Origin of the sequence: Enterobacter sp. 04-C-12-SI-ECC (genome assembly GCF_047530715.1) — a bacterium.
In the GTDB taxonomy this organism is placed as follows: Bacteria; Pseudomonadota; Gammaproteobacteria; order Enterobacterales; family Enterobacteriaceae; genus Enterobacter; species Enterobacter bugandensis.
Genome location: NZ_JBLKDI010000003.1, coordinates 98,766 through 120,456, shown reverse-complemented (window position 1 = coordinate 120,456; position 21,691 = coordinate 98,766). Strand labels below are relative to the sequence as shown.

26 protein-coding genes are annotated in these 21,691 nt (G+C 54.3%); 15 read left to right on the top strand and 11 right to left on the bottom strand.

The features are described from left to right. Positions 1–25 precede the first annotated feature (25 nt). A complete protein-coding gene (locus ACMWL8_RS06520; RefSeq protein ID WP_028012766.1) occupies positions 26–532 on the top strand; it encodes a YbaK/prolyl-tRNA synthetase associated domain-containing protein in 507 nt (168 codons plus the stop codon). Between the two features lie 5 nt (positions 533–537). On the opposite strand, the gene yoaI is transcribed toward ACMWL8_RS06520, so the two are convergent. After that, positions 538–642 (bottom strand): small membrane protein YoaI, encoded by a 105-nt coding sequence (yoaI, locus tag ACMWL8_RS06515; protein ID WP_088205013.1) that lies wholly within the window; start codon positions 640–642, stop codon positions 538–540. A gap of 144 nt (positions 643–786) precedes the next feature. Between yoaI and ACMWL8_RS06510 the strand changes: the two genes are divergently transcribed. Further along, entirely contained in the window at positions 787–1,233 is a 447-nt protein-coding gene (locus ACMWL8_RS06510) for a DUF441 domain-containing protein (protein ID WP_045261610.1), read from the top strand. Here ACMWL8_RS06510 and ACMWL8_RS06505 read toward each other — a convergent pair. Beyond that, entirely contained in the window at positions 1,217–2,008 is a 792-nt protein-coding gene (locus ACMWL8_RS06505) for an AraC family transcriptional regulator (RefSeq protein WP_045261611.1), read from the bottom strand. The genes ACMWL8_RS06510 and ACMWL8_RS06505 overlap by 17 nt on opposite strands. Before the next feature lie 99 nt (positions 2,009–2,107). On the opposite strand from ACMWL8_RS06505, the gene ACMWL8_RS06500 reads away from it, so the two are divergent. Next, complete coding sequence (locus ACMWL8_RS06500) at positions 2,108–3,295, top strand: CynX/NimT family MFS transporter (protein ID WP_045261612.1); 1,188 nt, start codon at positions 2,108–2,110, stop codon at positions 3,293–3,295. A 31-nt stretch (positions 3,296–3,326) separates the two neighbouring features. Here ACMWL8_RS06500 and ACMWL8_RS06495 read toward each other — a convergent pair whose 3' ends face one another. Next, complete coding sequence (locus tag ACMWL8_RS06495) at positions 3,327–4,034, bottom strand: CTP synthase (protein ID WP_045261613.1); 708 nt, start codon at positions 4,032–4,034, stop codon at positions 3,327–3,329. Between the two features lie 101 nt (positions 4,035–4,135). On the opposite strand from ACMWL8_RS06495, the gene ACMWL8_RS06490 reads away from it, so the two are divergent. After that, entirely contained in the window at positions 4,136–4,480 is a 345-nt protein-coding gene (locus tag ACMWL8_RS06490; protein WP_041910484.1) for a DUF488 domain-containing protein, read from the top strand. Here the strand turns inward: ACMWL8_RS06490 and ACMWL8_RS06485 are convergent, their stop codons facing one another. Next, positions 4,481–4,786 (bottom strand): periplasmic protein, encoded by a 306-nt coding sequence (locus tag ACMWL8_RS06485; protein WP_045261614.1) that lies wholly within the window; start codon positions 4,784–4,786, stop codon positions 4,481–4,483. It lies immediately after the preceding gene. 80 nt (positions 4,787–4,866) lie between these two features. After that, positions 4,867–5,121, bottom strand: coding sequence for a DUF333 domain-containing protein (locus tag ACMWL8_RS06480; RefSeq protein ID WP_045261615.1), 255 nt, complete (start codon positions 5,119–5,121; stop codon positions 4,867–4,869). Positions 5,122–5,429: 308 nt separating this feature from the next. Between ACMWL8_RS06480 and ACMWL8_RS06475 the strand changes: the two genes are divergently transcribed. Then, positions 5,430–6,449: a sensor domain-containing diguanylate cyclase gene (locus tag ACMWL8_RS06475; RefSeq protein ID WP_045261818.1), complete on the top strand. Its 1,020-nt coding sequence runs from the start codon at positions 5,430–5,432 to the stop codon at positions 6,447–6,449. A gap of 45 nt (positions 6,450–6,494) precedes the next feature. Then, positions 6,495–6,593 carry a YoaK family small membrane protein gene (locus ACMWL8_RS06470; RefSeq protein ID WP_049003319.1) on the top strand — a complete coding sequence of 33 codons (99 nt, stop codon included), beginning with the start codon at positions 6,495–6,497 and terminating at the stop codon, positions 6,591–6,593. 126 nt (positions 6,594–6,719) lie between these two features. Here ACMWL8_RS06470 and ACMWL8_RS06465 read toward each other — a convergent pair whose 3' ends face one another. Together ACMWL8_RS06465 and ACMWL8_RS06460 are read right to left on the bottom strand one after the other, a co-directional pair. Then, a complete protein-coding gene (locus ACMWL8_RS06465; RefSeq protein ID WP_028012758.1) occupies positions 6,720–6,968 on the bottom strand; it encodes a GlsB/YeaQ/YmgE family stress response membrane protein in 249 nt (82 codons plus the stop codon). Between the two features lie 278 nt (positions 6,969–7,246). Next, a complete protein-coding gene (locus tag ACMWL8_RS06460; protein WP_235428257.1) occupies positions 7,247–8,731 on the bottom strand; it encodes a sensor domain-containing diguanylate cyclase in 1,485 nt (494 codons plus the stop codon). 172 nt (positions 8,732–8,903) lie between these two features. On the opposite strand from ACMWL8_RS06460, the gene ACMWL8_RS06455 reads away from it, so the two are divergent. Next, positions 8,904–10,403, top strand: coding sequence for an EAL domain-containing protein (locus ACMWL8_RS06455; RefSeq protein ID WP_045261616.1), 1,500 nt, complete (start codon positions 8,904–8,906; stop codon positions 10,401–10,403). Between the two features lies 1 nt (position 10,404). Here ACMWL8_RS06455 and ACMWL8_RS06450 read toward each other — a convergent pair whose 3' ends face one another. From ACMWL8_RS06450 to icd, 3 genes are all read right to left on the bottom strand, one after another. Beyond that, positions 10,405–10,650 carry a DUF2543 family protein gene (locus ACMWL8_RS06450; RefSeq protein WP_045261617.1) on the bottom strand — a complete coding sequence of 82 codons (246 nt, stop codon included), beginning with the start codon at positions 10,648–10,650 and terminating at the stop codon, positions 10,405–10,407. 69 nt (positions 10,651–10,719) lie between these two features. Next, a complete protein-coding gene (locus ACMWL8_RS06445) occupies positions 10,720–11,067 on the bottom strand; it encodes a DUF1304 domain-containing protein (protein ID WP_028012754.1) in 348 nt (115 codons plus the stop codon). Positions 11,068–11,144: 77 nt separating this feature from the next. Next, positions 11,145–12,395 (bottom strand): NADP-dependent isocitrate dehydrogenase, encoded by a 1,251-nt coding sequence (icd, locus tag ACMWL8_RS06440; RefSeq protein WP_003857898.1) that lies wholly within the window; start codon positions 12,393–12,395, stop codon positions 11,145–11,147. A 117-nt stretch (positions 12,396–12,512) separates the two neighbouring features. On the opposite strand from icd, the gene rluE reads away from it, so the two are divergent. The 8 genes from rluE to ACMWL8_RS06400 all read left to right on the top strand — a co-directional run bounded on the left by rluE (position 12,513) and on the right by ACMWL8_RS06400 (position 20,320). Beyond that, on the top strand, positions 12,513–13,166 hold the full coding sequence (gene rluE / locus ACMWL8_RS06435) for a 23S rRNA pseudouridine(2457) synthase RluE (RefSeq protein WP_045261618.1): 654 nt from the start codon (positions 12,513–12,515) through the stop codon (positions 13,164–13,166). 9 nt (positions 13,167–13,175) lie between these two features. Continuing rightward, the gene (locus tag ACMWL8_RS06430) at positions 13,176–13,649 is read left to right on the top strand and encodes an NUDIX hydrolase (protein WP_028012752.1); all 474 of its coding nucleotides are present in this window, start codon (positions 13,176–13,178) and stop codon (positions 13,647–13,649) included. A 40-nt stretch (positions 13,650–13,689) separates the two neighbouring features. Continuing rightward, positions 13,690–14,802 (top strand): tRNA 2-thiouridine(34) synthase MnmA, encoded by a 1,113-nt coding sequence (gene mnmA / locus ACMWL8_RS06425; RefSeq protein ID WP_045261619.1) that lies wholly within the window; start codon positions 13,690–13,692, stop codon positions 14,800–14,802. 26 nt (positions 14,803–14,828) lie between these two features. Further along, the gene (gene hflD / locus ACMWL8_RS06420; RefSeq protein WP_013097081.1) at positions 14,829–15,458 is read left to right on the top strand and encodes a high frequency lysogenization protein HflD; all 630 of its coding nucleotides are present in this window, start codon (positions 14,829–14,831) and stop codon (positions 15,456–15,458) included. Between the two features lie 19 nt (positions 15,459–15,477). Beyond that, positions 15,478–16,848 carry an adenylosuccinate lyase gene (gene purB, locus ACMWL8_RS06415; RefSeq protein WP_014883421.1) on the top strand — a complete coding sequence of 457 codons (1,371 nt, stop codon included), beginning with the start codon at positions 15,478–15,480 and terminating at the stop codon, positions 16,846–16,848. Positions 16,849–16,972: 124 nt separating this feature from the next. Next, positions 16,973–17,644, top strand: a complete 672-nt coding sequence (gene phoP, locus ACMWL8_RS06410) for a two-component system response regulator PhoP (protein WP_025911763.1) — start codon at positions 16,973–16,975, stop codon at positions 17,642–17,644. Continuing rightward, positions 17,645–19,108: a two-component system sensor histidine kinase PhoQ gene (gene phoQ, locus ACMWL8_RS06405; protein ID WP_045261620.1), complete on the top strand. Its 1,464-nt coding sequence runs from the start codon at positions 17,645–17,647 to the stop codon at positions 19,106–19,108. Positions 19,109–19,198: 90 nt separating this feature from the next. Continuing rightward, positions 19,199–20,320: a cupin domain-containing protein gene (locus ACMWL8_RS06400; RefSeq protein ID WP_045261621.1), complete on the top strand. Its 1,122-nt coding sequence runs from the start codon at positions 19,199–19,201 to the stop codon at positions 20,318–20,320. A gap of 42 nt (positions 20,321–20,362) precedes the next feature. On the opposite strand, the gene pepT is transcribed toward ACMWL8_RS06400, so the two are convergent. Further along, the gene (gene pepT / locus ACMWL8_RS06395; protein WP_032644861.1) at positions 20,363–21,586 is read right to left on the bottom strand and encodes a peptidase T; all 1,224 of its coding nucleotides are present in this window, start codon (positions 21,584–21,586) and stop codon (positions 20,363–20,365) included. Positions 21,587–21,691 lie beyond the last annotated feature (105 nt).

Sequence of the window (21,691 nt, the reverse complement as noted above, 5' to 3'; positions counted from 1 at the left end):
CTGGATTATCACCGGGAAAATTGTGATGACTGACGACGTTATGGGGACAAGTACCCACCATCAGCTGATTACCTTACTCACCGAGCAGGGCGCGCGTTTTCGCGTCATGGAGCACGAGGCGGTGGGGAAATGCGAAGCGGTGAGTGAAATTCGCGGGACCGATCTGCGCCAGGGGGCAAAAGCCCTGGTCTGCAAGGTGAAGGGCAACGGCGTTAAAAAACATGTACTGGCGATCCTGGCCGCCGACCTGCAGGCCGATCTGAGCCAGCTTGCCAGCCATTTTGGCGGGCTTAAAGCCTCCCTCGCCAGCCCGGCCGAGGTCGATACCCTTACCGCCTGCGTTTTTGGCGCGATCCCGCCCTTTAGCTTCCATCCTGATTTGGCGCTGGTGGCCGACCCGCTGCTGTTCGAGCGTTTCGACGAAATTGCTTTTAACGCCGGTTTACTGGAGAAATCCGTGATCATGGACACCCAGGATTACCTGCGCATCGCCCGTCCTGAGCTTGTAAACTTCCATAAGGCGTCGTCGTGACGGCGCTAGCCTCTTCTTTCCAGAAACAGCACGGAGGCGACGAGAATCACGGCAATAGCGAAAAACGATGAGGAGATAATGAGCGTTTCAACAAACATGTGATCGTTCATGATGGCGATCCCTTTGCGATACCTGCCTTCGTTTTAATCCGCGTAAATGACAGGGTAATGACAGCGATAAAATCTTTTAAACGCTGTCCTCCGCCGCGTTTACGCGTACAGTAAGCAGAATAATTATTCTGGCAAGGATCCCCCATGTTTGACCCGACTCTGCTCATTCTTCTGGCGCTCGCCGCGCTCGGCTTTATCAGCCATAACACCACCGTCGCCATCTCGATTCTGGTGCTGATTATTGTGCGCGTGACCCCGTTAAATAGCTTTTTCCCGTGGATAGAAAAACAAGGCCTCACCATCGGGATCATCATTTTAACCATCGGGGTGATGGCTCCCATCGCCAGCGGCACCCTTCCCGCCTCAACGCTGCTGCACTCGTTTGTGAACTGGAAATCGCTGGTGGCGATCGCGGTGGGGATTTTTGTTTCGTGGCTGGGCGGACGCGGCGTGACGCTGATGAGCAGCCAGCCCTCGCTGGTGGCGGGCCTGCTGGTGGGCACGGTACTCGGCGTGGCGCTCTTCCGCGGCGTGCCGGTAGGCCCGCTGATTGCGGCAGGGCTGGTGTCCCTGTTTATCGGGAAGTCATAGTCAGGCTGGCCATGTAACGCGCCGGCGTCTGGCCCAGCCCCTTTTTGAACATGGTGATAAACGCGGTGGTAGAGTCATAGCCCAGAGACTGTGCCACCTGCTGCACCGATTTCCCGCTAATCAAATGCTGTAACGCCACGATCAGCTGAAGCTGGTGACGCCAGCGGCGAAAGCTTAAACCGGTCTCTTTGACCACCAGCCGCGCCAGGTTGCGTTCACTCATCGCGAAATGGCTCGCCCACTGTGCCAGCGTCTGCCAGGCGGCGGGCTCTTCCGCCATCTTCTCGCTCATCAGCCGGATTTTAGGATGGGGAGAGACGGGCAGCTGCAGATGCTCCTGGCGCTGGAGCGGCAACTCGTCAAACAGGACGTCCACCAGACGCGATGTGGCCGCAAGATGCAGCTGTTCTCGCGGTTTTTCCGCCAGGGATAAAATCAGCTCCCGCACCAGGGGAGAGATTTTCAGGGTGCAGCAGCGGTCGGGCAGGCTGGCGGCACCAGGCTCAATAAACAAAAAGCAGAGCTGCGCCCCCGGCGTGGCCCTGTTGCTGTGCGGCATTTGGCCTGGGATCCAGACGGCATACTGGGGCGGTACCATCAGCATCGCATTTTCCACTTCGCAGGTGATCGCGCCGCCAAGGGCCAGAATCAGCTGCCCCTTACGGTGTTGATGCTGCGGAATATATTGTTCTTCCGTCACCACGCGGATGCGAAACGCGACGGCCGCATCGTGCTGGCTATCAGGATCGTAGCCGTCCAGTCCCAGACCAATCATCAGGTTGTCCGATATTAGCGATAAACTGTCATTTTAGCCTGATTTCAACCGCTGAGAAAATCGGTATTGTGTGCGCTCGCTTGAACGTATGAGAACACAATGACTACTGCTCTTCGCACCTCAGGAAAACAGGGCGCGCTGTTGATCGCAGGCATCCTGATGATTGCCACCACGCTTCGCGTCACCTTTACCGGCGCAGCGCCGCTGCTCGACACTATTCGCCTTGATTATGGCTTAAGTACGGCGCAAACCGGTCTGCTGACCACCCTGCCCCTGCTGGCCTTTGCTCTTGTCTCCCCGCTCGCGGCGGGCGTTGCCCGGCGTATCGGCATGGAGCGCAGCCTGTTTATCGCCCTGATGCTGATTTGCATCGGGATTGCGGTTCGCTCCCTGCCTTCCGCTACCCTGCTTTTCATCGGAACGGCGGTGATTGGTTGCGGGATCGCGCTGGGGAATGTGCTGCTGCCCGGCTTAATTAAGCGTGATTTCCCAGGCCAGGTTGCCCGACTCACGGGCGCCTATTCCCTGACGATGGGTGTCTCTGCCGCGTTAGGCTCGGCGCTGATCGTACCTCTGGCTCAGGGTGATGCGGGCTGGCATGGCGCGCTGCTGATGCTGATGGCGTTTCCGCTGGTCGCACTGCTGCTCTGGCTGCCGCAGTGGCGTCAGAAACACGTCGCAACGGTAACGGGCGCAGGCGCGCTGCATAACCGCGCGATCTGGCGCTCGGCACTCGCCTGGCAGGTGACGCTCTTTCTGGGGATTAACTCGCTGATTTATTACGTCATCATCGGCTGGCTGCCGGCAATACTGCTCAGCCATGGCTTCAGCGAAGCGCAGGCCGGCTCGGTGCACGGCCTTTTACAGCTTGCCACGGCCGTGCCGGGGCTTGCCGTTCCGCTCGTCCTCCAGCGCCTGAAGGATCAGCGAACCATCGCCGGAGCGGTTGGGCTGATGTGCGCGGTTAGCGCGGCGGGTTTGTGGTTTATGCCTGAGATGGCGGTAATGTGGACGCTGGTGTTTGGCTTTGGTACCGGGGCAACGATGATCCTCGGCCTGACGTTCATCGGCCTGCGCGCCAGCTCCGCACACCAGGCGGCAGCGTTGTCCGGTATGGCACAGTCTATTGGTTATCTGCTCGCCGCCTGCGGTCCGCCGCTGATGGGTAAAATTCACGATTCGGCTGGAGACTGGCGGATCCCGCTTCTCGCCTGCGCGCTGGCCGCTGTCGTCATGGCCATCTGCGGCGTACTTGCCGGGCGCGACCGGGAAATCGCGCCCCGATAAACACGGTGGCAGACCATCGGGTCTGCCTTTTTTACCCGCGCGCCGCGCGCAGCATTGCCTGCACCAGCACCACCGGACGCCCTTCCAGCGCAGCACGCTCGTGCTGGAATAAGGTGATCACAAAGAACGGATGGGTCACCAGCTCCGCAGCGCGGATTTCCCCCTGCTCGTCCCAGCCCGTCACGCGCATATCACCGCTCTCCAGTTCCTGAGCAAATGCCGCCGATACGCCATAGTTACAGTGATAACCCTCTACGATTTCCGACTTTCCGTAGGCCTTCGCGATCAGCGTATTATTGCGCAGCTCAATGGCATCGGTTTTTTCCACCAGCGAGCAGGTCAGCGGCGCAATCACCATCGTGCCTTCGGTATCCGTCTCAGCATGTGCCGCGTCGCTCCAGCCCAGCACGTTACGGGCATACTCAATTAACGCATGCTGGAACCCACCGCAGGTGCCCAGGAACGGAATGCTGTTTTCACGCGCGTAGCGTGCGGCAATAAAGGCCGCCTCGGTATTTTTATAGGGGCTTGCTGGAACCAGCCAGATGGCATCGTAGCCCACCAGATCCTCAGAACTGGTTAATTCCGTGGTGGCAAGCCAGTCGTAATCGGCGGTGAGGTCAAGGACCGCGGCGGCGTCGTCAATGGCCAGCGGGATCGCCTTGTGTGCAATAACATCAGGATTGTAATCGCCAACCAGCGCAATGCGCAGCGTCGTTTTAACCGGGAGGTGTTCCATGAAAGGTTCCTTATGCCAGAGTATTATCAGATAACATAAGGAACCTCAGACTACCGATCTTCTGCAATTATCACAATACCTTAAATTGGGAGGGTGGAATTATGATTCAGTGCAAACGCGTCTATGAACAGGCGAGCCCGGGCGATGGCTATCGGGTTCTGGTGGACAGGCTCTGGCCCCGCGGGGTGAAAAAAACGGACCTCGCGTATGACGAATGGTGTAAAACACTCACACCGTCCAGCGCGTTACGCAAGGACTTTCATAGCGAAGCGATTGATTTCGCAGCCTTCACTAAAGCCTACAAGGAAGAGCTGGCGCAGCATAAGGACGAAGGAGAGCGTCTGGCGGCGCTGGCGAAAAAGCAGACCGTAACACTGCTCTACGGCGCGAAGGACACGAAGCAGAATCACGCTCTGGTCTTAGCCGACTGGCTGCGCCATCTGTGATCAGCTGACCGCCAGCTCATCCTGAATTTGCGGAGCTTCGTCCGGGGTGAGCGGCATCAGGTGTTCGGCGCGAACAAACGCAAAGCCGTGCTGATTGTCAAAGGCGTAGACGTCTCCCGTCACCAGCCAGAGCGCGCGGTCCGCGCTTGCGGGTAACTGCGTCATCACGCCGTTGACCGGGTTAACGAAACGCTGGCCGGGCTGGCAGAGACCAAATAGCTCCACAGATTTACCAATATTGCGACGGCCTGACGCCGTGCGGGCACCGACGATCATCGCCACGCTGCCCGGTTTAAGCTGAAACATACTTCTCTCGCGGTAACGGTAGCCAGAAATTGGCTAAGAATAATCCTAAAGAGAAGTGTATCGCAGCTACTGTCCCTCTGTCACCTGGCAGGTTGCGGATGATCGCGACGATAGAGCGTCCATTCGTCGATCACTTCGCCACCGGGCAGCTTGCACTCGGTGCGGACCCCCTGCGGGCTTTGAATTGGGACCTGTTCCCCGCCCTTTTCCAGGCAGTAAACGGAAGCCGGGTTCGCCATGCCCACGGCGTGCGGCGGTTTCGGGGCATCGGGTGGGGTTGTTTTTGCGGTGCAGGCAACCAGGGGAAGCGCCAGCGCCAGTAGCAGAAATCTCATCTTGTTGATCCTTTTGACATCATCATTGGCTAAGGGTAACGGCTTGTCGCCGCTTTCTCCATGATTTCTCCATTCTAACTGCACTTTTCAACGCTACAGTCTGGCATGTTCTCACTTTGACCAGAGAACATCATTCCGTAATCAAGATGTCTTTGCCCCGTTCTCAACAACGGGGCTTTTTTTCCCGCCTGCTGCCTACCTCTCCATATATTAAATTTTCTATATTCATGTTTTACTATGCCGGAAGCCTAAAAATTCAGCATAACATGCAGATGCAGACGTCTTCTGCCTGGGAGTCATTCTACGTCATGTCGGATCTTATCCTCGCTCGCGTTTCAGAAACCCTTGCCACCGAGCAATCCCTTGAAAGCCTCGTTCGTCAGCTGCTGGAGATGCTGGAAATCGTCACCGACATGGAGTCGACTTACCTGACGAAGGTGGATATAACAGCCCGGCTGCAGCATATCCTCTATGCCCGAAACAGCAAGCAGATGACTATCCCGGAAGGGTTAAGCGTGCCATGGGATGAAACGCTGTGTAAGCGCGCGCTGGATAGCGACACATTATTCAGTAACGATGTTCCCGAGCGCTGGCCGGAGTGTGAAGCGGCGAAAGCACTCGGCATTACCACTTACATGAGCATCCCCGTTCATCTTGCCGATGGCTCGCTTTACGGTACGCTCTGCGCCACCAGCACGGCAAAAAAACCGCTCAGCGAACGCGGTGAACAGATATTAAAACTTTTCGCCGGGTTGATCGGTCAGTACATTCAAAAAGAGTCTCTGGTCACCCAGCTTCGTGAAGCCAATGCGGCCCTCATTGCACACTCCTATACCGATGCTCTGACCGGTCTGCCCAATCGTCGCGCCATTTTTGAGGATTTAACGACCCTGTTTTCTCTGGCGAGGCATCTGAAACGTAACGCCATCATTGCGTTTATCGATCTGGATGATTTTAAACTGATTAACGATCGCTACGGGCATGAAGCAGGCGACCAGTTCCTGATTGAAGTGGGCAAGCGTTTGACCGCAGAAAAACAGCAGGACGATATCATCGGCCGGCTGGGCGGCGATGAGTTCCTGGTGGCCACTCTGAGCAACGTCGAGGATGAGGAGCAAATCCACCTTCTCAGAACGCGCCTCAGCGCCCGAATTGCGGGGGAATACTGGCTGGGTAGCATCAGCATCATTTATCCTGGCGCCAGCCTCGGCGTTATCGAAGTGGATCCCGGCGTAACCGATCCGGACAGTGCGTTACGTGCCGCAGATATCGCGATGTATCAGGATAAGAAAGGAAAAAGCAAAACAGGCTTTCTCGCGATGGATTAACCCCGTACACTCTACGGCGTTATAAAAACCGAAACAGGTGATGATATGAGAATAGGGATCCTCTTCCCGGTCGTTATTTTTATAACGGCGGTGGTATTTCTGACGTGGTTTTTTGTCGGTGGTTACGCTGCTCCGGGGGCATAAATGAGAAAAACCACCCTTATAATGTTGATCGTTGCCGTCGTGGCGTTTGCCGGCACGCAGTTTGGCTGGTGGTAAACCCGTTACGCAAAAAGGCCGCCATATGGCAGCCTTTTTAACGCTTCAGTATTAGCTTTTGATCTTTCTGTAGATAAACAGCACAACCAGCGCGCCGATTACCGCGACCGCGAAACTGCCGAAGTTAAAGCCATCGACTTTACCAAAACCGAACAGCGTACTGATCCAACCGCCGACTACCGCGCCGACAATACCCAGTATTATGGTGACGATAAACCCACCGCCATCTTTGCCCGGCATGATCCACTTCGCCAGAATACCCGCAATAAGCCCAAAGATAATCCAGGATAAAATTCCCATAACTTTCCTCTCTGTATGGTTTTTGTCATTAAATCAACGACACAAAAAGGATAGCACAGGATCTGAGAAAGGAAATTTGTGATAAGCCTCACAGAGAGAGTCTGCGCATTTCTTCATCAACATGCCCTTACACAAGAACTGTGGGGTTGCATCTTTTATTGAGAAAGATTATCTTTCTCAATACTGAATAGTTGAGATAAACACTCAGGTATTCAGTACGACATTGCTCACATTGCTTCCAGTATTTCTTGCCCACTCATGAGTGGGCTTTTTTTTGATCAAGCCCCAACGAAAGCGTACCGGTTGCGCCCGCCGCGTTTTGCCTGATAGAGCGCCTGGTCGGCAGCATTAATAATATTCTGCTGGCTACCCGCGATGTTGACAGCACGCGCACTGGAGACCCCTACGCTTACCGTGACCCGCCCGAAGGGGCTAAACGAGTGTTCAATTTGCTGAGAGAAAACATAGCGAATAATCGTCTGCGCAAGGCGGAGCGCCTCCTGGATATCCGTTTCAGGCAAAATCAGCGCAAACTCCTCCCCGCCATAGCGCGCCACAATCTGGTTGTCGCGGGTGAGACTTTCCCTGAGGCAGTTTCCCAGCAACGCCAGGCATCTGTCCCCTTCCGGATGACCGTAGTTATCGTTGTACTTTTTGAAGTAGTCCACATCCACAAGGAGCAGCGAAACCGGCGCGTCCTTTGCCGCACACGCCGCAATTTCCGAGACGATTTTTTCATCAAAGATGCGCCTGTTATAAAGCCCTGTCAGCGCATCCTCCGAGGCAATAATCTTTAGCGCTTTGTTATCCCGTGCTTTTCTGGATAGGTCGGAATAGAGGAAACAGGACGCCACGATGAGCGTCGCGGTAAACACCAAAATAAGTGCGGCAAGCTGAATCGCTTGCTTGCGCCACGGTGAAAGGGCTTCATCAATGCTTACCGCTACCGTCGTAACCAGTCCGTAGCGTCTGTTTTTCTCATAGGCATAAATGCGTTCGATTTTATCAAACCTGGAGACAGAGCTGGCTATCCCTGTATTTTGTACCTTGAGGTATTTTCTGAAGAGAGGTGAGTCAGAAAAAATCGTACCGATATAGTTATTTTTAAAGGGATAACGAATCAGTAAAACGCCTGCTTGCGTCGTTAAACCAATAACGCCCGCGTGACCAATATTAATCTGTCCATAAAGTGCCAGAAAATTTTCGATACCCAGCGTCACCACCACAACACCGTTAAATGCACCGGTGTGGGTTTCAAGGCGTCGGCTAAGAGTAATAACCCATTTACCATTGGTTCTGCTTATCACCGGCTCACCAATATAAATCTGCTGACTTTTATTTTCCTTGTGATAGACAAAAAATGCCCTGTCCGCGCCATTATGGGGGCCCGCAAAATTTTTGTGCAATGCAGTGAAGATATCCCCATGCGCATCATAGACAACCACATTATTAATCTGAGTAAGAAGATTATCCTGATTGCTTATCATTCGCTGAATATTGATCGCCTGTTGCGGGGTCATACCATAAATTTCGATTGTGTCGGAAACGGTGGTAATCAACATTTCACTTTGGCGAATGATCCCTTCCGTGTAGACGTTAAGGGTATGGCTCAGGTTGGCAACGCTGGTATTGATTTGCTGGATTGACTGCTGTCGGGACGTGGCAATCTGGACGGCAAGCGACAATGAAACAATCAATGAGACAATGATGACGGTAATGGTTGTTGTGTAAAAAGTATTTTTCACATGCACGAGCTTTTCCACCTTATCACGCCTGGCATCCCTGGCTGACAACTCTTGTCACTGTAACAAAGCTCAGGTTAAGAGGAAAACAAATTGCACTTAAGCATAACGGCTGCCGTTATTATCAGGCTTGTAGCTTGCACTGCCTGTGATAAGATTTGAGAGATGAGGGAGCGGACAGGGTATCTGGAAAATGAAAAAGATCATTGCCGTTACTATCGTTTCAGCGTTTCTGGTCTTCCTGTCTCTTTTTGCGGTTAATGCAGTTATCGGGAGCCAGCAGAAGAGCAAACAGCTTGAGATTTCCCGAACCCTTTTACAGCATTCAGAAAGTCTGACCCAGAGCGTGGCGCAGACGCTCAAAAACCTGACCACACAGGGATGCGACAGAGACAGCCTCGATCGCTACCGGCAGGTCAAGCTCGAAAGCCGCTATGTCGCTGACGTCGGTTTTATTGAAAAGGGAAAAATAGTCTGTACCGCTTTTTGGGGTAAACTCGTTAATCCTGTCCCGCTTCCTGAAGAGCTCCATGAAACGCCCAGAGGATTTCTCCTCGCGCAATTTTCGAGAAAAGATTTTTTTACCGGCAATGCGGCCATCTATAATAATCACATTATCTTCACCTCCCGCTATGCTTACGATAAATTCACCCCGGTTACGGAGAGCTATTCTCTGAGCACCACCACCAGGGACTTAAGCAGAACGTTTTTTTCGGCTACGCCTGAATTAAACCAACAGAGCGAACTGAATTCCTCCTTGTTTACCCTGACCCTCACCCGGTGCAGCACCACGTGGGATTTGTGCGTCATTGTGAAGCATCACAACGCGGGACTGGCCTCGTTATCTCCCGTTGTATTTATCGTTCTCGCGGTCATTTTATGTTTTATCTGGATTGCGATAACGCTCTTTTTCTTTCGACTCAACGAGGACCGGTTCTCCCTGGAGCGGACGCTGGTCAAAGCTGTTATCACTAATACTATCGGCGTTCATTACCAGCCCATTGTTCGGATTGAGGATAAAAAAATTGTAGGTGTGGAGGTCTTGTCGAGATGGCGTGACGCAAGATACGGTGACGTCTCCCCGGAACTGTTTATTCCATTAATCAAAAAAATTGGCCTGTATAAAAATTACTATATTAATATTCTCCAAAAATCCCTTTCGGATATCGCGCCACTTATTATTAAATATCATCTGGTTGTTTCGCTCAATGTTGGCCGAACGGAAATTGAAGACGGACAGTTTATCAGCATTTTGCGCCGTAGCTGTTTAGCTAATAACATTCCGCTCTCTCTGATCAAAATCGAGCTTTCTGAAAAAGCCATTTCAACGGGGAATATTCTGGAAGATTTCTGCAAGGATTTAAAAAACCTTGGCGTGAGAATATCCATTGATGACTTCGGGGTGCAAAACTCAAACCTGGCAAGGCTTTCGCTGCTTGAATATGATGAGATCAAAATCGACAAGTCGCTGGTCGATGGCATCAGTGAACATTACAAGCAGAACATTTTTGTCATCTTTAGCGACGCCCTCGCAAAACTGAATAAAACGCTTGTTTTCGAAGGCGTAGAGAGCGAAATACAGTATCGCTTTATTGCTGAAAGATACCCCGAGGCGCTGATTCAGGGATGGTATTTCTCAAAATCCGTCACCCGAAGCGAGCTTGCGAAGCGACTCGCTGGGATCGCGCGGTAGGTTACTCGTTTCCCCACTGATTGAGAAAGTTCGCAATATCATCAATACGATCGGCACGAACCCCGGCTTCACGCGCCATCTCCTGCTGAGCTTCCTCATCGATCTCCTCATTATTCGACAAACGCGTGAGAAGCAGCTGGAAATAATGCGCCAGCGAATCCTGCTCTGACTCACTCACGGGCTTTGTGGCTTCCGTCGCGTACTCTTCGACGATGTCATAATACTTCAGTGGGATTTCGTTATTCATAACAGCGTTAACCTTTGAGGGTGAAGCCACAAGTATATCCGACGACGTACGGTTAACCAACGCGTTGCGTCAGATAAGCAGGGCAAGCAGGGCTGCAAGAGCAGGTATGGCCTGAACGTACAGTATCTTTCGGCTGGCGGTCGCTGCGCCAAAGAGTCCGGCAATCAACACGCAGGTCAGGAAGAAGATGGCCACAGATATACCCTTTTCACCAAGCCAGAGGCTCCAGAGCAGACCCGCAGCCAGAAAACCATTATACAGCCCCTGATTCGCGGCCAGCACGCGGGTGTCGCGCGCAAAATCGGGACGCAGATTAAAGGCCTTGTGCCCTGTTCTGGTGTTCCACAGGAACATTTCCAGCACAAGAATGTAGATATGGATGAATGCAACGACAGCGATAAGAACAGTAGCGAGCATCGTGTTATTTCCCGTAGGCAGAGGCAAAAAAAACGGGAACCCTCAGGCCCCCGCTCTTGTTTAACCCAGAATCTGGATTACATGTTCGCGATAATCGCGTCGCCAAACTCTGAGCATTTCAGCAGCTTAGCGCCTTCCATCAGACGTTCGAAATCGTAAGTTACGGTTTTCGCGTTGATTGCGCCTTCCATACCCTTCACGATCAGGTCTGCGGCTTCGAACCATTCCATATGGCGCAGCATCATCTCTGCGGAGAGGATGATAGAGCCTGGGTTCACTTTGTCCTGGCCTGCGTATTTTGGTGCAGTACCGTGGGTTGCTTCGAACAGGGCGCACTCGTCGCCGATGTTCGCGCCAGGGGCGATACCGATACCGCCAACCTGTGCCGCCAGGGCGTCAGAAATGTAGTCACCGTTCAGGTTCATACAGGCGATCACGTCGTATTCAGCAGGACGCAGCAGGATCTGCTGCAGGAACGCATCGGCGATCACATCTTTAATGATGATCTCTTTGCCGGTGTTCGGGTTCTTGATCTTCTGCCACGGGCCGCCGTCGATCAGCTCACCGCCGAACTCTTCGGTCGCCAGCTGGTAGCCCCAGTCTTTGAACGCGCCTTCGGTGAACTTCATGATGTTGCCCTTGTGAACCAGGGTCACAGAATCACGGTCGTTGGTGATCGCGTATTCGATGGCCGCACGCACCAGGCGCTTGGTCCCTTCTTCAGAGCACGGCTTAATGCCGATACCGCAGTGCTCAGGGAAGCGAATTTTCTTCACGCCCATCTCTTCGCGCAGGAATTTAATCACTTTTTCTGCATCAGCAGAGTCCGCTTTCCACTCGATGCCCGCGTAGATGTCTTCTGAGTTTTCGCGGAAGATAACCATGTCGGTCAGTTCAGGGTGCTTAACCGGGCTTGGGGTGCCCTGATAGTAACGAACCGGACGCAGACACACGTACAGGTCCAGCTCCTGACGCAGCGCCACGTTCAGAGAACGGATGCCGCCGCCGACCGGAGTGGTCAGTGGGCCTTTAATAGCAACGCGGTAGTCGCGGATCAGGTCCAGCGTTTCTGCTGGCAGCCAGACGTCCTGGCCATAAACTTGCGTCGATTTCTCACCGGTGTAAATTTCCATCCAGGAAATTTTACGCTCGCCTTTGTAGGCTTTCTCAACAGCGGCATCAACCACTTTCAGCATTGCCGGGGTAACGTCTACACCGATACCGTCGCCTTCGATGAACGGAATAATCGGATTGTGAGGAACGTTAATCTTGCCGTTTTGCAGGGTGATCTTTTTACCTTCCGCCGGAACAACTACTTTGCTTTCCATTAACCTCTCCTTCGAGCGCTTCTGGTTGTTACTGATCTTATGTTAATAAATTGTAATGAGCCCTTCGATAGTACCTGATTGTCCTGCGCCATGAAAGGTCTTCGTTATTAGGCTATAATGCGGCAATTGATAACGCCTGAAAATACCATGAAGAAAACTTCTTTTACAAAACACCGGGTTGAGCGATTCAGCTCGCGACAAGCCGCCAGACGACCGCAAGAAACCCAGCCAAAGCGGGTTATTCTGTTCAATAAACCCTACGATGTTTTGCCGCAGTTTACCGATGAGGCCGGACGCAGCACGCTGAAGGATTACATCCCCGTTCAGGGCGTCTACGCCGCTGGTCGCCTGGACCGGGACAGCGAAGGACTTTTGGTCCTAACCAACGACGGCGCCCTACAGGCAAAGCTTACGCAGCCGGGCAAACGCACCGGCAAAATTTACTTTGTGCAGGTTGAAGGCGAGCCGGACGAAGAGACGCTGGCGAAACTGCGCAGCGGGGTGACGCTGAACGACGGTCCCACCCTGCCCGCTGGTATTGAACGCGTGAATGAGCCGGAGTGGCTGTGGCCGCGTAACCCACCCATTCGCGAGCGCAAATCCATCCCGACAAGCTGGCTCAAAATCACCCTGTATGAAGGCCGCAACCGCCAGGTGAGGCGAATGACCGCGCACGTCGGCTTCCCTACCCTACGTCTGATTCGCTACGCCATGGGCAGCTACACGCTGGATACGCTGGCAAACGGCGAATGGCGCGACGCTGCCCCTTAAGGAGAAACGATGTTTAAACCTCATGTTACGGTTGCCTGCGTGGTGCACGCGCAGGGAAAATTCCTCGTTGTGGAAGAGAGCATCAACGGCAGGGCGCTGTGGAATCAGCCTGCCGGGCATCTTGAAGCCAATGAAACGTTGCTGCAGGCCGCGAAGCGCGAGCTCTGGGAAGAGACCGGCATTCGCGCTGAGCCCCAGCACTTCATTCGCATGCACCAGTGGATTGCGCCCGACAGCACCCCATTCCTGCGCTTTTTATTCGCCGTTGAGCTTAGCGAAACGTGCGCCACAGAACCGCATGATGACGATATCGATCGCTGCCTGTGGGTCACCGCCGAGGAGATCCTGAACGCGCCAAACCTGCGCTCGCCGCTGGTTGCGGAAAGCATCCGCTGCTGGCAGTCAGGCGCACGCCTGCCGCTGGGTGTCATCGGAGAATTTAACTGGCCGTTTACAGAGGGTGTCAACGGTGGGGGGGCGTGATAGAATACGCCGCCTTGAAGTTCAATGTCGTGAGTATTCCATGTCAGATAACAGCCAGAAAAAAGTGATCGTCGGCATGTCCGGCGGTGTCGATTCCTCCGTTTCCGCCTACCTGTTGCAGCAACAGGGCTATAAGGTGGAGGGCCTGTTCATGAAGAACTGGGAGGAAGACGATGGCGAGGAATACTGCACTGCCGCAGCGGATCTCGCCGACGCGCAGGCCGTATGCGACAAGCTCGGCATTGAACTGCACACCGTTAACTTTGCCGCAGAATACTGGGACAACGTCTTTGAACTGTTCCTGGAAGAGTACAAAGCGGGCCGTACCCCGAACCCGGATATTCTGTGCAACAAAGAGATCAAATTTAAAGCCTTCCTGGAATTCGCCGCGGAAGATCTGGGCGCTGACTACATTGCGACCGGTCACTACGTGCGTCGTGCGGACGTGAATGGCAAAAGCCAGCTGCTGCGCGGCCTCGACGGCAATAAAGACCAGAGCTACTTCCTTTATACGCTGAGCCACGAACAGATTGCGCAAAGTCTGTTCCCGGTCGGCGAACTGGAAAAGCCGGAAGTGCGTAAAATTGCCGAAGAGCTGGACCTGATCACCGCGAAGAAAAAAGACTCCACCGGTATCTGCTTTATCGGCGAGCGCAAATTCCGTGATTTCCTGGGCCGCTACCTGCCTGCACAGCCAGGTAAAATTGTCACCGTTGATGGCGACGAGATTGGTCAGCATCAGGGGCTGATGTACCACACCTTAGGCCAGCGTAAAGGCCTCGGTATTGGTGGGACGAAAGAAGGCAGCGAAGATCCGTGGTACGTGGTCGACAAAGACGTCGAAAACAATATTCTGGTGGTGGCTCAGGGTCACGACCACCCGCGTCTGATGTCCGTTGGCCTTATCGCACAGCAGTTGCACTGGGTCGATCGCGAGCCCCTGAAAGGCACGCTGCGCTGCACGGTGAAAACGCGCTACCGCCAGACCGATATTCCTTGCACCATCACCGCGCTTGATGACGACCGTATTGACGTCCGTTTCGACGAGCCGGTCACCGCCGTTACACCGGGCCAGTCTGCTGTCTTCTACAGCGGCGAAATCTGCCTGGGCGGCGGGATCATTGAACAGCGCCTGCCGCTGCCCGCTGTTTAACCGATTGCACACATAAAGGAGACCGTGTGGCGAAGAATTATTATGACATCACCCTTGCGCTGGCAGGAATTTGCCAGTCTGCTCGTCTGGTGCAACAGCTGGCGCATCAGGGTCACTGTGACGCTGATGCCCTGCACGTTTCGCTCAACAGCGTTATCGACCTCAACCCCGGTTCAACCCTGGGCGTGTTCGGCGGCAGCGAAACCAATCTTCGTCTCGGTCTTGAAACCCTGCTTGGCGTGCTTAACGCCAGCAGCCGTCAGGGGTTAAACGCGGAACTGACCCGCTACACCTTAAGCCTGATGGTGCTTGAGCGTAAGCTGAGCGCGGCAAAAGGCGCGCTCAATACCCTGGGCGATCGCATCGCCGGGCTACAGCGTCAGCTCGACCATTTTGACCTGCAGTCTGAAACGCTGCTGAGCGCCATGGCGGGCATTTACGTTGACGTCATCAGCCCGCTGGGCCCGCGCATTCAGGTCACCGGCTCCCCTGCCGTGCTGCAAAGCCCGCAGGTGCAGGCGAAGGTACGCGCTTCCCTGCTGGCTGGGATCCGCGCCGCCGTGCTGTGGCATCAGGTTGGCGGTGGCCGCCTGCAGTTAATGTTTTCTCGTAATCGCCTGACTACTCAGGCAAAACAAATTCTTGCTCATTGTTAACCTCCCGGAGTTGCGAATTATGGAATTATCCTCACTGACCGCCGTATCCCCTGTCGATGGACGCTACGGCGATAAAGTCAGCGCGCTGCGCGGGATCTTCAGCGAATATGGTTTGCTGAAGTTCCGTGTTCAGGTTGAAGTACGCTGGCTGCAGAAGCTGGCCGCCCAGGCAGCAATCAAGGAAGTTCCTGCTTTTGACGAAAAGGCAAACGATTACCTTGATAAAATCGTTGCTGAGTTTAGCGAAGAAGATGCCGCGCGCATTAAGACCATTGAACGCACCACCAACCACGACGTGAAAGCGGTTGAGTACTTTCTGAAAGAGAAAGTGGAAAGCGTCCCGGCCCTGCATGCGGTATCCGAGTTCATTCACTTCGCCTGTACGTCCGAAGATATCAATAACCTGTCTCACGCGCTGATGCTCTCCACCGCGCGTAAAGAAGTGGTGCTGCCTTACTGGCGTAAAATCATCGACGCGGTGAAAGCGCTGTCCGTGGAATACCGCGACATTCCGCTGCTTTCCCGTACTCACGGCCAGCCAGCCACACCATCCACGATGGGTAAAGAGATGGCGAACGTGGCGTACCGTATGGAGCGCCAGTATCGTCAGCTGGAGCAGGTTGAAATTCTGGGTAAAATCAACGGCGCGGTCGGTAACTACAATGCCCACATTGCCGCGTACCCGGAAGTGGACTGGCATCAGTTCAGCGAAGAGTTCGTGACCTCTCTGGGGATCCAGTGGAACCCGTACACCACCCAGATTGAGCCGCACGACTACATTGCAGAGCTGTTTGACTGCATCGCGCGCTTCAACACCATCCTGATCGACTTCGATCGCGACGTGTGGGGCTACATCGCGCTGAACCACTTCAAGCAGAAGACCATCGCCGGGGAAATTGGCTCCTCCACCATGCCGCACAAAGTGAACCCAATCGACTTCGAAAACTCCGAAGGCAATCTGGGCCTGGCGAATGCCGTGCTGCAGCATATGGCGAGCAAGCTGCCGGTATCCCGCTGGCAGCGTGACCTGACCGATTCCACCGTGCTGCGTAACCTGGGCGTGGGCATTGGCTACGCGCTGATCGCGTATCAGTCCACCCTGAAGGGCGTGAGCAAGCTCGAAGTGAACCGTGACCGTCTTCTGGACGAGCTGGATCACAACTGGGAAGTATTGGCAGAGCCGATTCAGACCGTGATGCGCCGCTACGGTATCGAAAAACCGTACGAGAAGCTGAAAGAGCTGACACGCGGTAAACGCGTCGATGCCGAAGGCATGAAACAGTTTATCGACGGTCTGGCACTGCCGGAAGAAGAGAAAACCCGCCTGAAGGCCATGACTCCGGCGAATTACATTGGCCGCGCCATCACTATGGTTGATGAGCTGAAGTAATGTTCCTTCCCCCCCTTTCCGCCCGGAAAGGGGGTTGCTTTTCCCCGGTTTACTGAATGTTTATCCCCACAGCAACATAATCAGCGTTAAACTATTCATACTATTTATTCTGGGAGAAAAGATGATGCGCGTACTGGTTGTTGAGGATAACGCATTGCTACGCCACCACCTGAAGGTTCAGCTTCAGGAGATGGGACATCAGGTGGATGATGCTGAAGATGCAAAAGAAGCCGATTATTATCTCAATGAACACCTGCCGGACATCGCCATTGTCGATTTAGGCCTGCCTGATGAAGACGGCCTGTCGTTAATTCGTCGCTGGCGCAGCCATGACGTTTCCCTGCCGGTTCTGGTTCTCACCGCCCGCGAAGGCTGGCAGGACAAAGTTGAAGTGCTCAGCGCCGGTGCGGATGATTACGTCACCAAACCGTTTCACATTGAAGAAGTGGCGGCGCGCATGCAGGCGCTGTTACGCCGCAACAGCGGGCTGGCTTCACAGGTTATCTCCATTCCGCCTTTCCAGGTGGATCTCTCCCGTCGCGAGCTGTCGATTAACGATGAAGTGATCAAGCTCACCGCGTTCGAATACACCATTATGGAAACGCTGATCCGTAACAGCGGAAAAGTAGTGAGCAAAGACTCCTTAATGCTCCAGCTCTACCCTGACGCTGAGCTGCGCGAGAGTCACACCATAGACGTGCTCATGGGCCGTTTGCGTAAGAAAATTCAGGCGCAGTATCCGCAGGACGTGATTACGACCGTCCGCGGCCAGGGCTACCTGTTCGAATTACGCTAAATGAGACGGATTTTGCGCCACATTCTGCCCCTCTCGCTGCGGGTTCGTTTTTTACTGGCAACGGCCGCGGTGGTGCTGGTGCTGTCGCTCTCCTACGGTCTGGTCGCCCTGGTGGGCTACAGCGTCAGCTTCGATAAAACGACCTTTCGACTGTTACGCGGCGAAAGTAATCTGTTTTATACCCTGGCCACATGGGAAGACAACCACATCACCGTTGAAATGCCGGAGAACCTGGATCAACAGAGTCCTACTTTAGCCCTGATTTACAATGAAAAGGGAAAGTTGCTTTGGGCGCAACGCGATATTCCGTGGCTGGCGAAAAGCATTCGTCCGGAGTGGCTCAAAACCAACGGGTTTCATGAGATAGAAGCCGATCTCAATACCACCAGCACGCTGATTCGCGAAGATCGCTCGATGCAGCAAAAGCTCAATGAAATCCGGGCTGACGATGCCGAGACGGAAATGACGCACTCGGTGGCGATCAATATCTACCCGGCGACCATGAACATGCCGCAGTTAACCATTGTGGTGATCGACACCATTCCGGTTGAGCTAAAACGTTCCTATAAGGTCTGGGGCTGGTTCGTTTATGTTCTGGCCGCAAACCTGCTGCTGGTGATCCCGCTGCTTTGGGTGGCGGCGTGGTGGAGCTTGCGCCCTATTGAGTCCCTGGCGCGAGAGGTGCGCGAGCTTGAGGAACATCATCGTGAAAAGCTCAATCCGGAAACGACTCGTGAGCTGACCAGCCTGGTGCGTAACCTCAATCGCCTGCTGAAAAGCGAGCGTGAACGCTATGATAAGTACCGTACGACCCTGACCGACCTCACCCACAGCCTGAAAACGCCGCTGGCCGTAATGCAAAGCACCCTGCGTTCCATGCGCAGCTCAAGGCTGAGCGTCGACGATGCCGAGCCGGTGATGCTGGAACAAATCAGCCGAATCTCGCAGCAAATTGGCTACTATCTGCACCGCGCCAGCATGCGTTCCGGCAGCGCGCTGCTGAGCCGCGAGCTGCACCCGGTGGCCCCGCTGCTGGATAATCTCACGTCCGCCCTTAACAAGGTGTATCAGCGTAAAGGGGTCAACATCAGCCTCGATATTTCGCCTGAAATTAGCTTTGTAGGCGAAAAAAATGACTTTATGGAAGTGATGGGCAACCTGCTGGATAACGCCTGTAAATACTGCCTGGAGTTTGTTGAAGTATCGGCGCGCCAGACGGATAACGAGTTACACATTATCGTTGAGGATGATGGCCCCGGGATCCCGATTAATAAACGTGATGTGGTGTTCGATCGCGGTCAGCGAGCGGATACGCTGCGCCCCGGTCAGGGCGTGGGTTTAGCCGTCGCCCGCGAGATTGTCGACCAGTATGACGGAAAAATCGAAACCAGCGAAAGCTTGCTCGGCGGGGCCAGAATGGAAGTGATTTTTGGTCGTCAGCAGCCCACATCGGACGATAGTTAACCCGTTATGTGAAAAATGCGAGGATCTCGCAGCCGGGGGGCTGAGCTTCCGTTATAATCCGAGTCAGTAAGAGCCTGCGGATAAAAAAATATGGATTATCATTTAACACTTAACTGGCCCGAGTTTATTGAACGTTACTGGCAAAAGCGCCCGGTGGTTCTGAAACGCGGGTTCAGCAACTTTGTCGACCCTATCTCACCTGACGAGCTGGCCGGTCTGGCCATGGAAAACGACGTCGACAGCCGTCTGGTCAGCCACCAGGACGGGAAATGGCAGGTCAGCCACGGTCCTTTCGAAAGCTACGATCATCTCGGCGAAAGTAACTGGTCGCTGCTGGTGCAGGCGGTTAACCACTGGCACGAGCCGACTGCCGCGCTAATGCGCCCGTTCCGCGCCCTGCCAGACTGGCGAATGGACGATCTGATGATCTCCTTCTCCGTACCTGGCGGCGGCGTGGGTCCGCATCTGGACCAGTACGACGTGTTTATCATTCAGGGTACGGGCCGCCGCCGCTGGCGCGTGGGCGAAAAAGTGCCGATGAAGCAGCACTGCCCGCACCCGGATCTGCTTCAGGTGGATCCGTTCGAAGGCATTATCGACGAAGAGCTGGAGCCAGGCGATATTCTCTACATTCCGCCAGGATTCCCTCACGAAGGTTACTCCCTGGAGAACTCGCTGAACTACTCTGTCGGGTTCCGCGCGCCGAGCGGCCGCGAGATGATCAGCGGCTTTGCCGACTACGTCCTGCAGCGCGAGCTGGGAAGCTATCGCTACAGCGATCCGGATGTGCCTGAGCGCGAGCATCCGGCAGACATCGTGCCAGAAGAGCTGGATAAGCTGCGCGGCATGATGCTGGATCTGATCAACGAGCCGGAACATTTCAGGCAGTGGTTTGGCGAATTTATCAGTCAGTCACGCCACGAGCTGGACGTTGCACCGCCGGAGCCGCCGTATCAGGCAGATGAGATCTATGATGCGCTGCAGCAGGGTGACAAGCTGGTTCGTCTGGGCGGATTACGCGTGCTGCGCATTGGTGAAGAGGTCTTCGTCAACGGTGAGAAGCTCGACTCCCCGCACCGTCCGGCGCTGGAAGCCATTGCCAGCCATATGGTACTCACTGCAGAAACCTTTGGCGACGCGCTGGAAGATCCGTCATTCCTCGCGATGCTGGCCGCGCTGGTCAACAGCGGATACTGGTTCTTTGAGGACTGAGTTGTGACAATGCCCGGTGGCGCTGCGCCACCGGGCTTTTTCTTACCGCTTCGCGGTTAACTCGGCTATGCGCACAATCACCTTCACCGCCTTTTCCATCCCTTCCAGCGTCACAAACTCATGCTTGCCGTGGTAGTTATAGCCCCCGGTAAACAGGTTCGGGCACGGTAGCCCCATAAATGACAGCTGCGAGCCGTCAGTGCCGCCGCGAATCGGTTTTAAGACCGGTTCAATATCGCAGTCTCGCATCGCCTGCTGGGCGATATCCAGAATGTGCGGATGGGCCATCACCTTGTCGCGCATATTGTAATAGCTGTCTTCAATGATCAGCTCAATATAGCAGTCAGGATGCAATCCCTTCCCAACCTTCTTGGCGATCTCCATCATTTTGCGCTTGCGCGCCTCAAAGGCTTTACGGTCGAAATCGCGGATGATGTAGTGCATCTGCGCGCTGTCCACGGTGCCTTTGATGCTGGTGAGGTGATAAAAGCCCTCGTACCCCTCTGTCTGTTCAGGGCTCTCTTCCGCCGGGACTTCCGCATGAATACGCGACGCCAGCGACAGCGCGTTCACCATCACCCCTTTGGCAGATCCTGGGTGAACGTTGTTTCCGACAATTTTTATGGTCACCGACGCCGCGTTGAAGTTTTCATACTCCAGCTCGCCCACGCCACCGCCGTCGACGGTATACGCCCACTGCGCGTTAAAAGCGTCCACGTCGAAGTGCTTCGCGCCCTTACCCACCTCTTCATCTGGGGTAAAAGCAACGCGGATGTCCCCGTGCGGGATGTTTTTACCTTTCAGCACCGCCAGCGCCGTCATGATTTCAGCGATGCCCGCCTTGTCATCCGCCCCCAGCAGCGTTTTGCCGTCGGTGGTGATCAGCGTCTGCCCGAGCAGCTGGTGCAGCACCGGGAACATCACCGGAGAGAGCACTTCGTCGCCAATCCCCAGCGCGATATCACCGCCGCGGTAGTTTTCCACGATCTGCGGGTTCACGTGTTTGCCGCTAAAATCAGGTGAGGTATCGACATGAGAAATAAAGCCAATCGCCGGAATATCACCCGGCACATTCGCCGGCAGCGTTCCCATCACAGTGCCTTTTTCGCTTAACGTGACGTTGACCAGCCCCATGGCCTCAAGCTGCTCTTTAAGCAGGTTTAACAACTTCCACTGGCCTTCGGTGCTTGGCACCTGGCGGACACCCGGCTTAGATTGGGTATCCAGCGAAACATACTGTAAAAAACGCTCAAGTAATTTATCCATGCAGTCACCCTCACTTTTTGTGACAACATTATCAGTAAGCATCAAAACGCAAATATTGCGTCAGGTCACTTTTATCCCGCAAACGAGAACTTTTTACGTTTATAT